The sequence below is a fragment of the Edaphobacter dinghuensis genome (assembly GCF_014640335.1).
Classification (GTDB): Bacteria; Acidobacteriota; Terriglobia; order Terriglobales; family Acidobacteriaceae; genus Edaphobacter; species Edaphobacter dinghuensis.
Window position 1 is genome coordinate 56008 of sequence record NZ_BMGT01000004.1, and the last position, 12601, is coordinate 68608.

Sequence of the window (12601 nt, forward strand, 5' to 3'; positions counted from 1 at the left end):
TTCAGAGCCGCGGCAGCGCGGTTGTATCAAGGTATAGCGGGTGCCATTGATGATTAGATGGTCGAGAAGTGCCTTTTAAGTTCGTCAATGTAATCTATTGTGGGTTGCTTCTATACATTGTGAAGGCAGTTCCTTAGACGTCGACCGTTGTAAACTACACAGCCCCTCCCAGCGGTGATACTGACGGGTCTTCTCAGGGTTTGGATCTGCGTAACCCTGCAGCCAGAATCGAAACCAGTCGACATTGCCCCCTTGAGAAGCCAATCGGTTCCACGGTTTTATAAGGACATGATCACCATCCGGGATCAGTACGAAATCGACCGGACTGTTCAGGCGCTGAAGCAAGGTAAATGTTTCCCAATTAGAAAAGAGGCTTTCTGGCGCATTGGTCTCTAGCCTGAGAGGTGTCGTGATTCGTTCTACTCCGAAACCCAGCCCTGTCGCTATCCATTTCTGAATTCCGTCGCCAACAGGAAGTCCTCCGTTAATCCTCTCCAAGATGTTCCCCATGGCTGGGAACGAGTTGAGGAGCGCGAGGTATTTGAAATATCCACCATCGCTAGGGTCAGCTAGCGTCGCTGCTGCAAAATGATACCTGGAGTGCGTCAGGGCATACTTTACCCCCCAACCTGTAACGCTGAATCCAATGATTCCGATCCGTGATTCATCGACCATACCCCTTCGAACAAGAATGTCGATCAAGGCGTCATAGTTTGCAGCCTCTTCCCGTATATTGGGGAGGGTATTCTTGTCATTTCTATTCTGTGCAACCTGCGCAACAACGAATCCATGTCCTGCAAAGACCTGAGCTGCTGCGGCCGTCGTGAAGGGGCCGTCAATCCAGAACTGCTCCGGATCCCAGCCGTGCGTTTGAATGATGAGGGGGTATTTCTTTCCGCTCACGTATCCAACGGGCAAGTAGATACCTGCATCGACGGGTATGTCGCGGTTATTGATGTGTCCCAGATCTTCGACCCGGCCGAATTCGAGGCGCTGAAATTGAGGATTGAGATCAAGGACAACATGCCGTAGCCCTGTTTCGGTATCGGTTGCAATAACTTTTGGCGGCTCGTTCATCCCTTGCTTCAGGGTGACAGATACCGAACTGCTTCGTTCCATTTCTGCGCAGACACTACTGTCCACGTGCCATTCGGCGTTGTGCTTTGAGAAGACTATGTCGGCACCGGCGTCGACGTCACCGGCTTCCCAACGCCCTTTTCGGGTAAACAGCCGATCCGAGCCTTTCTCCCATTTCAACAGTTCGACCGCTTCAGTGCTGATTGGGCTAACCTTACCTGACTCAATGGACACTTCTGCCACAAATTTGGTTCTGCGTCGAACCTCATCTGATATTTGATTTGAAGCGTCTAACGGTAGGAATATGCCGGCCAGTGCCACAGATTTACTGTCTGGAGACCAGAGGACATCAGGTTGAACTCCCATCGGAGTTGGAGAGTTCAACAAAGGTCGACTGCTCCCCGTTTTGAGATCCACCAACAGGAATTCTCCTACAAACAGCTGTGAAGTATCGTGACGCACAACATTCAATTGTGAAAGCAGCATCGGGTCCAGATAGTGGTTCCAGATAGGCGGGAGATCGTGGGAAATGTACGTTTCGACGACAAGATGTTTGCCGTCCGGTGAAAGAGCCAACGGTTGCCAGGCAAGGATCCGACCTATTGCTACGATCCGCCGTCCTTTGCCTGTAACCAACGATCGAACATAAAGATCAGCGAAAAAGTCCTCATCGAAGTGGTACCTGTTTGTCAATAATCCAAAGAGTGATTGCGTACTGATATCGACACCTTCGTGCTGCTCTTCTGCTGTCAGGGTGTTGTCGCTTTTCTGCTGCGCCAAGAACGTAATGATTCTCTTATCAGCGTCTATTGCGTAGCTGTATATGTTCCCGTCACTTTGAGCGAGAGGTTTCAATGTTCGAGTGTAGATATCCATTGAATACACAGCCGAGCGTTCTCGCGAACCTCGTGCGATGAAGGTCAGCGTGTCGTTGTCAGCCCATTTGACCTGTTCCAGAGCAGGTCGGTTTGTTGAGCTGTCCCGCTCTAAGATGATTGTCCCGCCATTGGCTTTCATAGCTGCTGCTGCGTCAAACAACCTGATTTCATAGTGCACCGCATTATCCGCCAGGTCGCCCCGCTTGAGGACGATGATGAAATGCGTTCTATCCGGCGAGAAGCTGGCGATCTTTTCCTTTTGAAAAATACCCCCCACATAAAGATCTTCACCGGGGGTAGTCATCTCGATCATGTCTTGAACTGTTACAGGTCTTTTGCCAACTCCAGATTCAGAGAGGGATCCTTGTATGCAGAGGACGCTAAAACCGAGCGCAAATGCGAAACTTCTGGCTAATGAGGTTGCGCGCCAAAGTGCCATGATTATTTCCTTAACTGTGTTTTGAGCAAGCGTGATGTCGCGGCGAAGCCATGCAGAACCGAGAAGTAGCGGGCCTGATCGGGCTCGCTTGCTTTTGTGCACGGCTCGACGTGAGCGGTACGGTGGATGAAGCTCAGAATAGAAGCTTCAAAGCGAACTGCATCGAACGCGGACCACCTTGTTGGTACTGAGAAGCCACAGTGCCGAGGCTTTCATTCAGCATTTGAGTGGCATACCCAAAATTTGCATAGCTTAGGTAAGGCCACACGTAACCAAAATTTGGGTGATTCAACACATTGAATGCTTCCGCGCGGAATTGGAAGCTAACACGTTCGTTGACCGGGAAAGCGCGGCGGACAGCCACATTCCACTGTTCTGCTCCAAAACCGCGTACAAAGTTTCGGGCCGCAGTGCCCTGTTCCGAGCCTGTTGGCAACGTGAAGGCAGCTCGATTCAGAATTCGCCCCCCTGGATACTCTGAACCGTAGAGATATAGAGGAATGCCGGAGACCACGTTGACATTGGTGTAGTATCCCGAACCCGTTGCCAAGTCTGTCGTATAGTTGCCTTCCAATGTGATTGGGAAGCCCGTCCTAGCCATAAAATGGCTGTCAACTCCCCAGCCGTTGATTATGTGAGCTGCAAGGTTCGGCGCATTTACAGACGGCAGACTCCATGTGAGGGCCGCCTGGAGATTGTTTCTCACATCGAAGTCGGAGTTTCCGTAGGTCAGTGGGAGTGACGCGTAATTACTTCCATAGTCCAGAGAGTGAGACCAGGTATAGGAGACAAGAGCATTCACGCCCGTCGATACTTGTCGTTGGAACTTCGCCTGCAGACCCTGATAGTTGGATGTTACGCCCGCCCCAGGAATATAGAGAATGCTCTCGAATGTCGAGCTCGATGGGTACAATTCCTGGGACTGTATAAGCCTCCGGCCGGACGAAGCGACGTAAGACAAAGTAAATGTCTGCGTCGAACTGAGCGACTGCTCCAATGCTACGTTCCACTCGTTTGTATACGGTAGTTGCAGGTGTCGGGGGTAGTACATCGCCTCAAAGTATGGCGGAGAATCTATTGCGAGATTCTGCTGTGCAGCGGTAAATGGCATTGGAACGCCCGAGTAAAACCCGACCGCCTCATATCCGGCCGTGGCAAAAGCGTAATTTGCAGCCTCATTGTCCGTGTCGAAAAACACGCCGCCACCGGCACGCAGTACGGTTTCGTGTCCCGGGGTGCGATGAACCTGCCATGCGGCGCCAATGCGCGGGGCGAAATTGAGCCACGGTGTATGCCACAGCGGCGCCCCAGGAGCCGAGGGGGTGAGGCTGTCAGGATTCGTCAAATCGCCAAGAACGATGTAGGGCTTATTCTCATTGCCGCTGTGCGGGGGTGGATCCACTTCCCAGCGCAGGCCGTATGACAGTGTTAGTGCCGGACTTATCTTCCACTGATCCTGCCCGTAGAGAGCCAATTGGTTATAGATTGACACACCATTGAGATAGCGGACTGCATAGGCGTAATCTGCGGCGTTTTGCGTAAGGCTTGGCATACTCTCGTAGCCCACGTCGCCATAAACTGGCTCTGGATTCCGCCCCGACCGTAGCCTGCGATAGTCCAGCCCGAACCGAATTTGATGCTTGTGGATTTGCAGCGTTGTGCCATCAGTGAGATTCCATTGCTCTGTGTCTCCACTCGTGCCCCCTGTCGATAGCGTTGCGTTGCCAACTCCAGCGAAGATCAAATCTATCTCGGGAGAATTGTTGGGCGAGGCAGGTGTAAGGTTCATTGCAGTTGCCATTGAAAACGGAACCGCAGCGCCAAAGTCATCGAGGCCAATATGCACGGTAGTTGTCCCTGTGGTGTACCCGAGGCGAAGCTCATTAGTGAGGTCATTCAATACCTGGAACGTGGTACCCAGGGTGTAAGTCTGCGATGTAACGGTGTCCGTTTCCGTTTGTGAAATGCCGGATGGCCTTGAATTAATGGAACTGGGCGTGTCGCTGAAACGGAAGAACGAAGTCAGGCGTGGAGAGAATGTGTGATCGAGGCGAACACTGGTTGAGTTGATTGATCCGGGTACGGAGTACCCCTCAAAGAACTCCGCAAGGTTGGGAGACTGCGCCGTTCCATAGTCGATACCATTAGAGCTCTGTTTGGGAAACGCGTTCAGAAATGGCTGCAGGACCGGTGTTGCCTGCTGGCGCATGTATTCGTCCGGAACGTATTCCGTAGAGGCAGCTACTGGCTCATCTAGGCGTAACCCTTCATACGATACAAAGAAGAAGGTCTTGTCTGTGCCGTTGTAAAGTCTCGGAATCCATACGGGACCTCCAAGAGTTCCTCCGAAGTCATTTTGATGGAGTTCTTCCTTAGGCTGTCCCAACTCGTCATTGAACCAGTCATTGGCATCGAACCATCCGTTCCGGAAGTATTCAGACGCCGTCCCATGAAGAACATTTGTCCCCCCGCGGCTAACGAAGCTGACCTGCCCACCTGGGCCTCGCCCAAACTCCGCCGAGTATGTACTGCTCTCCACACGGAACTCTTGGAGCGAATCTACAGAGAGCAGAGTTTGCGTTGTTCCGAGAGCTGTGCCGGCTGCGATAGCACCACCTTGTGCGGGTTCCGGTCCCCCTCGTCCCGTACCACTGTTGGTGTTGGCTGAAACGCCGTCCACCGTGTAATAGTTGGTATCGGTGCGCTGTCCATTGATAGAAAAACCTCCATTCAATCCTGGGCTTTGGTTGGCGACCTGTGGCGATGTCGTTACCACTCCTGGCGTCATGGAGATGAGGTCCTGAAAGCTCCTCCCGTTGAGGGGCATGTTGGCGACAAAATTACGGTCGACTACCGTGCTCACTGAAGCGTCGGTTGTATTGATTGTTAGTCCACTGCCATTGACGGTGACCTGCTGCGCCGCGCTACCCACTTTCATGGCGAGGTGTAATTGTTTGTTGTCGCCGACATTGAGGGTTATGTCAGCGACAGTAAGATCAGCAAAACCAGTTTTAGCGATTAGAAGTGAATAATGACCGGGCTTCAGAAATGGAAATACAGCATTTCCACTCGCGCTGCTGACCGAATGCTGAACCTGATTCGTTTCGGTATTACGGAGGTCAACAGAAGCATCGCGAATCACTGCGCCGCTCGGATCAGTCACTGCGACGGCAAGACTGGCAGAGCTCGCATCAGCAAATACTCGAGATGGTGTCAGGGATGCGGTAATTGCAATTGCGCAAAGGAAGAGCTTACTAGCAAGTCGGGCAAAATTGGGCATACGTCTCCTGAGGCTCTGTGAGCCTGATTCAAAATCGTGAAATATTTGCTACCTATCTGCCTCTATACGGCTGGGGCTTTGAAGCCGCTCAATCGTGCCCTGGAGCTGCTTCTCTTCGGCATCGAGACTCGCAATTATTTGCGCGATCGTTGCCGGATTGTCGCCTGGAGGAGGACCTGACGACGTTAACGTGAACCCTGCTGCGATTAGTCGATCGAGCCGTTCTGCGTCGTGGCTGAGATTCAATGCTGCCGTATCAAGCTCGCGGATATCGGCGGCCTGCAGAGGTAGTGAATTTGTTTGCGTGCTGAGAGCCTGAGGGGGTAAGAGTCCGTGCATCTCGGAGTCGAGAGAGGTCAGCTGTTTGCGAAAAATCCAAAGTTGTCTATCCAGAAGGGCAAGCCAGATCGCCCTATCTTCGGCGTTCATGCTACGCAGATCGTCAGGGGAGAAATCACGCGACGCGATCTGGGCAATGTTCCACGCCTCGCGATGCAACTGGGCACCGAGCCCTGCGATTGCATTGGCTCGCTCGACTACCTTCGGCCCGAGATCTGTGATGGAAACTCCCTCACGCGAGAGAGCGGATCGGAGGCCCTCCTCGAAAGGAATGCTTGTGCCTGATATTGTCTGTGCTTCGATGGAGATGGGATTAACACTAGATGGTTTAGAACTCGACGGAAATGGCTCGTCGCTCGAATGGAGCTTGAGAAACAGGCCATCGCCTGCCTGGAGCGAGCGAAAGGCACGAACCACATCTTGCTTTTCCTTCGAGGTCGAAAATACGCCGCTGACTTCTACTGCGCCGCCGGGGTGGCGTTCTACGTTTACAACTTGCTCAATGTCCGGTCCGAGGTCATTGAGCAGTTGAAGCGCTTCGAGCGTGATGTGAGCGCCATTCACGGTCGCCGGACCGGAAGGTTGAGCTACAAGAGACGGATCAGGCTCAAAATTGCTGTCCAGGGTCTTTACGGCCGGGAGGATTTCATACGTCAACCGCCGAAACTGGTATTCACGAGTCTGTCGGCCTTCTCGCAGTCGGAACGTCTCCGCAATCGGGAGTTTTGTGTCTCTGGAAATGACGAGGCTCGCGGACAGCAGATGGGGCGCCACGGAAGGGCGATAGGTCAGTTCGTAAGTCTCCCGCTCTTGGTGCACGGCCACATCCGCTGCACCTCCACTCCACGCTTCGAACTCAGCCGCATCGGGTACCGCCGTCCATGCGTCCGCAATTTGTGGAATGGCTGGCTTCGTCTGCCGATGACGGATGAAGCCGCCCTTCCGGGTGTAACTGGCGGAGCCTGTCACGGAGTTCTGCCATCTGCCGGCAAGAAGAGTCCCGTGCGGGTCGTATGCCTTAGCGGCACTTCGTTCCGGTTCGCGGCTTCGATATCTCTCTATCGTGGCGGATTGGAGCAACTGTCCCGTACCGGAATGCACTTCAAGAGCAAAGGTCTGATGCTCTGCACCGTATTTCGGAATTGCCACATCTGAGGCTTGCTGCGACTGGCTAAGCAGCATCTGGGCTGAAGCCACACTTAGCGAGGCATTCTTCGGCTGGCCGCTGCGGGTCAAGTAAGAGAGAATCGCCAGCATGCTAGCTGTCATCGTGAGCGTGAAGGCAAATTTCCAATCAAGCCGCGTGAAACTTGATCGAATCCACTGGATAACCGAGGAACACGTTTTTCTGTTCTGTTCTGCGGGCTTCGCAGCCTCCGCGATGACACGGGGCATTTCAACAGCCGGTAGTTCATCAGGAAGCGCCCATTCATTTTCGGATTCTCCAAGGATGGGGTCGTAATAAGAGACATTGACTACGTGAATACCTCCTGGAAAACTGACCTCCGCCTGAAGAGTGCGGCCGTCGCTGAGAACGACTTCTGTTTTTCGCGGGCTCGGATCAAGATAGTCCTCATCTGCCAACTCGAGATAGAGAAGGCAGATACCCTGCTCACTGAGGATTTCCAGAAATTCCGGCCGCGAGAATGGTTCAAGTTTGGTCTGGAAACGACTCAAAGCCGAGGTGATCTGTTGCGCTGACTGCACTTCGCCGTTTACAGCCAGTTGCAGCTTCCGAGGACGGTGTTCGTGAGTATCGAGGAACCGTCTGCGAAGCCTGGAAAGAGTTTGTCGGCTTCCACCAGAGGATGGCGGTGCGCCATCACCACCATCCTTAGGTGGCTTGGTGGGACTATCAAAAAAGCGTTCCGGTAGAGAGGGAAGGTGAAGCAAACGATTGGCCTTTTCAATACACTCGCTACAACTTGTCAGGTGCGCGAAATCCTGCTTTGTTAGTTGGCGACTTGATGGATCGCTGTACCTGCCTTCGAGATATTCGAGCGAGAGACATTCGCCATCCGGCGTAGCGAAGATGCGTCTTCGCAACTCCGCGAACAATTGTTCCGGATCGTCTGGAAGGCTGCGATTTCTTTTAGCTTCCGGTTGAGTTTGTTCTCCCATGATGTGAAGCGAGTCAGGGCGCATCAGAAAGGCCTTTGCTTCAAGGCGGGCACTTTCGGTGAGCTTATAGACTGCGGCGGGTGTGGTTCCCAGCAGCTTCACGATTTCACTTGGGTAGTAACGCAGAAAGAAGCGGAGGATGAGAATTGCGCCGGCTCTGGAACTCCTGCGACGGAAACAAGCGTAATCACATATATCCGACAGATCACGTCGAACATGGAGAAGCGTGCTTCGATCGACCGCAAAAAGCGCATATTCGACGGAATCGTAGTCAACCGCATGAAGGCGGGATAGCACATCTGTCCCGCTTCTCCGGACTCGCGAAATAAGCCTGTTTCTCAGGATCCGGTAAAGATACCCGCGTAACCTGTGCGCATCGCTTAGGTCTATCTCGACATGCGTCTGAATAAATGGGATATAACTGTCATGGACAAGATCTTCCGCTTCCTCTTTTGCTCCACGAGTTAGTTGCAGCGCTTTTTCGAACATCCATGAATAGTGCTCGAGGAAGACTTGTTGACGGTCGCGAATTGTTTCAGCTTCTTTACATTGTTCGGAAGGCAAGATGTCCTCCTCTGCTACCTCTACGCTTTCCGCGGAGGGAGTGGACGGTGCTTGGTTCAGTCGACAATGAAAGGTTGTCGGCAGAATATTGTGAGCCGGTATGGCCAGGCAGTGACTGAATTATGGAAGGGACTAGGCTGGGACGTGGATGAGCTGATCGGGACGGCCTGTCTTTTAACGGCGAACCCTTTGGCAAGAGTATAGAAGGTTCTGGTCGCCGCGCGTCGGGCGACGCAACGGGCTCACGAGTTGCAGGTTAGGAATAAGCCTGTTTCCGGCGAGGTCCGGCAGAAAAGCAGTCAACGCCGGTTGAATTGCTCCTTCAGGTCTTCTGTCAGCATCTAGGCGCGGGAACAATTATGACTGCTGTATGGCTCGCGATGCGATAAGTTTGAATCCCCGCCCTTTGACGTTCTGAACGAGATCGTCTACGTCATGTTCGCGAAGTTTTGCTCGAAGCCGTGAAAGGGCACCGTCAAGAACGGAAGGAGACTTTCGGATGTCAGAACCCCATACTTTGTCGAGCAGCTCTTGGGTTGGCACAGTACGGGCAGGGTTTGCCGCAAGCACCTGGAGGATCCTCGTCTGCTTTCGTGTCAGCTGAATTGGCGTATCGTTCGCCGAGAGAACGTGCGATTCGGGATCGAGTTGAAACGTGCCAACGTCGATTCGTTGGACCTTGACGCCGCTGTGGCCGAGATCCCACTCGTTTCGCCGTAAATGCGCATAGAGCCTGGAAAGCACTAGAGATATCGGGGTTTTCTTGAGAATAAAGTCATCTGCTCCCGCGTCGAGTGCCGCGCTTTCATAGATCTCCCCTTCCATAACAGTCCACACAACGATCTTGGTCCTTATTCCGGCCGCACGGAGTTGTCGTATAAATCCTGTTCCCAACTCCGAGTTGAGTTTGAGATCCACCAGGACGAGATCGTAGTGATTCTGCCGTATCAGCTTATGGGCAGCTGCAGCTGTTTCAGCGACATCGACACGAAATCGGTATTCTTGGAGGGTACGCGCTTGGGCTTGAGCAAAGACCGCCTCGTCGTCTACGAGAAGTAGAGACTTCATGGATACACCAGACCTTATGGGTAAAAGCATCAATCATTGCAGGGGGAACAGCAGGGAGGACTTCAGCAATACTTGTCTGTAGACAGCTTGTGCTCGAACCGAGTCACGCAAAAAACGTCTGCAATAAGCTCACACATACCCCCATCGTATTTACTTGCAGGTTAACCCTGACAGGTCCGCTATCCGAGTCCGCTGCCTGCCGTAGGTCGTATAAATGACCTACACATACCTATCCCATCGCGGATCGTTAGCCAAAAATCCAGTTGGCCGCCGGGAGCAGCGAGGTAACAGCGGAGCCTGTAGCGTGTTGGTACAATTCTAGCGAACGTCCTACCGAAAACAACAGGCAACGACGGAATTTTGCAAGAATTTTGAGAGTTTATCGAAGGGATTCGCCCGCATTTTACGATAAGCTTTCCTGAAATATTTTCTCCGACGTGCCCGCGCAGACGGATCGCGGGTTCCCACGAGTCGACGGCAGTGCCAGCAAAGCGCGTGGATAGGAACCACCTGCAGGTATTCGGCGCCGCTGATCCAGGCTGTATATACGACAAGGAAGCCATTAGGGTCGGGATATCGACACGTGCGTGCCAGCCAGTCTTCTGGTGATGAGAGAACAAAAAGACTCTGCGTTCGAAAACAAGGTGGATAGGCGTTAGTAAGGCAAAGAAGGTCGCCCCAGGCGATCTTTCGTATCGGTTCGATCCAAACAAGATCGCGCGCGACCCCAATTCTGCAAAGAGTAAAGCGATCACAACCCTTGCACAGCATGGCGTGAACAGGCCGATTCGCCCTCCCCCGGGACGAATGCTCGACACGCTTCCGTATTGCCACTCTCATTATATCCCGATTCGGGATATTCCAAAATGGGATTTTACGGTGAATGAGGAGACTTTCCTGATTCACTTGAACAAGGCGGAAAAATACGAGGCCAAAAAGCGCCTTGGTGAGCGTCTCAGGGCCGCCAGAGCACTTCGCAATCTGACCCAGGTCGAGGTTGCCGCTGCCCTCGGGCAGCCGCAGTCCTATATGTCGAAGCGAGAATCGGGCGACCGGGAAACAACTGCCGTCGAATTGCAAGAGTTTATGCGGTTTTACGAGTTGCCGTTGGACTTCTTCTGGGTAATTTGACCGCCAACACGCTTCGCCAGTCGACACCGCCCGCCGGGCAATGTCCAGTATGTCCCGAATAAATTCCGGCCGGACTCATTGCTCCCAGATGCGGGCATGTGGGATCAGATCTCAAATTGTCGCAACCTGCGAATCATTTTTTCTTGCATAGACCCAATTTTGCATGACAGACTGGCCCCGCTCTCCGAAGTGGAGTTCAAGCAGTCGAATCTGCATTGCCAAATTCTTCGGGGCACGAAAGAGCTCGCTGTGGAACACATTGATCGGCCGAATGTTACAGGGTTGCCTCTTTGTACTCGTTCGGAATTGGCTGATACCGAAGCACCTGAACATTGGAATGCAGCAGGCGACAGTCAGTACCGTGCATAGAGCGTAAAGAATGGCGAATAGGAAAGATAGTTAACTTCTCTATATTGTGTTTGCCGCAAGAAGGCGACACACTTCGCATCTTGTCAGCTTGCGCCACAATAACAGAGCTCCTGGTCCGACACGCCGGGAACATTCATCCCCCTGTTCCTCGCTCGATGCGGAACTTAGACAGTTCGAGGCAAATGCCTCGACAGAAAGGAATGAGAGCGTGATTGATTTAACGATTGAGCCTTGCCCGACGCTCCTCCTGAATCTGAGAGGAGCCTTGCAGTGAAATCCCTGAAACCCCACCTTCGTACGATTCGTTCCCGGTTGGGACTGTCATCAAATAACCAGAGTGCTGCTAATCCCCCTTCCGATTCTCATACCAATCCCGCCTTTCCACCCATCTCCCGTCGGTGGGTGCAATCGACAGAAGCGTCAAGCGACATAGTCATTGCACCACGCCTGCAGGCACTCGCTGCAATCTATGGTTTCTCTATAGGGGAGCTTCTCCAACTTCTACATAGGTCCGAGGAGGATTGATATATGTTAGGCATAGGAAGAGACCTTCGCGCTGCACGTAATCGAATGGGATTCACCTTACAAGAGGTCGAGGAATTCAGTGAACAGTTGGCCCAGAGATGGGGCAACTCGAAGTATCGGGTATCAGGTAGTTGGCTGGACCGGATCGAGCTTCATAACCGCGCTCTCTCTGCGATCAAGCTGATTGTTCTCTCGTTTATTTATAACCTCACGCCGGCGCATATTCTTGCCATGCGACCTGGAACAGACAGCAATCCATCAGATCCGGATCCTGTTTCCGTCCCGAACTGCACTCTCGTGATCACTGAAGGTCCACTTGCAGAACATGCAAAGCGATGGTTGCCAGACGCGCTGATCGTCAATGAGGCACCGGAAAATGCTACTCTCCTCGATCCGATTCCGGGTCTGCTGCCTCCCCATATCAAGCGCGCCATCATCGGTCGAAAAGATAGAAATATGGAGCCGATGATTTTTCCTGGAAGCGTTATTGCATTTGATAGTACCCGGAGAAGCATTGCCCATCGCAGAGAATGGCACAACGAGTTCGAGCGACCTATTTATATCCTCTTTGCGCGGACTGGATTCTATTGCGGATTCTGTGAGCTCGATAGAAAAGAGGAGTGGCTAACGCTGGTGCCGCACATGCTGTCTCCGGAGCCCAGGAAAGGACGTTGGCGCTACCGCAAAGAAATCGAGGTGCTCGGCACCGTGACGCACATTTCATCTGCTCGTTTACAGCTCCCAGTGCGTCCCGTCGCTCCGATTGAGCCTAGTTCCACCGCGGCTTGATTGGCGGAGGCTATCAAGTCG

Annotated in this window: 6 protein-coding genes; 2 read left to right on the forward strand and 4 right to left on the reverse strand. The window is 52.9% G+C overall.

Annotated elements, in window-relative coordinates:
- Window positions 1-84: 84 nt before the first annotated feature.
- From IEW09_RS16400 to IEW09_RS16415, 4 genes are all read right to left on the reverse strand, one after another.
- A complete protein-coding gene (locus IEW09_RS16400; protein WP_188555342.1) occupies window positions 85-2394 on the reverse strand; it encodes a hypothetical protein in 2310 nt (769 codons plus the stop codon).
- Between the two features lie 133 nt (window positions 2395-2527).
- Window positions 2528-5674 carry a TonB-dependent receptor gene (locus tag IEW09_RS16405; protein ID WP_188555343.1) on the reverse strand — a complete coding sequence of 1049 codons (3147 nt, stop codon included), beginning with the start codon at window positions 5672-5674 and terminating at the stop codon, window positions 2528-2530.
- Between the two features lie 48 nt (window positions 5675-5722).
- Complete coding sequence (locus tag IEW09_RS16410; protein ID WP_188555344.1) at window positions 5723-8698, reverse strand: sigma-70 family RNA polymerase sigma factor; 2976 nt, start codon at window positions 8696-8698, stop codon at window positions 5723-5725.
- 357 nt (window positions 8699-9055) lie between these two features.
- Window positions 9056-9766 (reverse strand): response regulator transcription factor, encoded by a 711-nt coding sequence (locus IEW09_RS16415; RefSeq protein WP_188555345.1) that lies wholly within the window; start codon window positions 9764-9766, stop codon window positions 9056-9058.
- Between the two features lie 807 nt (window positions 9767-10573).
- Between IEW09_RS16415 and IEW09_RS16420 the strand changes: the two genes are divergently transcribed.
- Window positions 10574-10897: a helix-turn-helix domain-containing protein gene (locus IEW09_RS16420; protein WP_188555346.1), complete on the forward strand. Its 324-nt coding sequence runs from the start codon at window positions 10574-10576 to the stop codon at window positions 10895-10897.
- A gap of 897 nt (window positions 10898-11794) precedes the next feature.
- Window positions 11795-12580, forward strand: coding sequence for an XRE family transcriptional regulator (locus IEW09_RS16425; RefSeq protein WP_188555347.1), 786 nt, complete (start codon window positions 11795-11797; stop codon window positions 12578-12580).
- The last annotated feature ends 21 nt before the right edge of the window (window positions 12581-12601 follow it).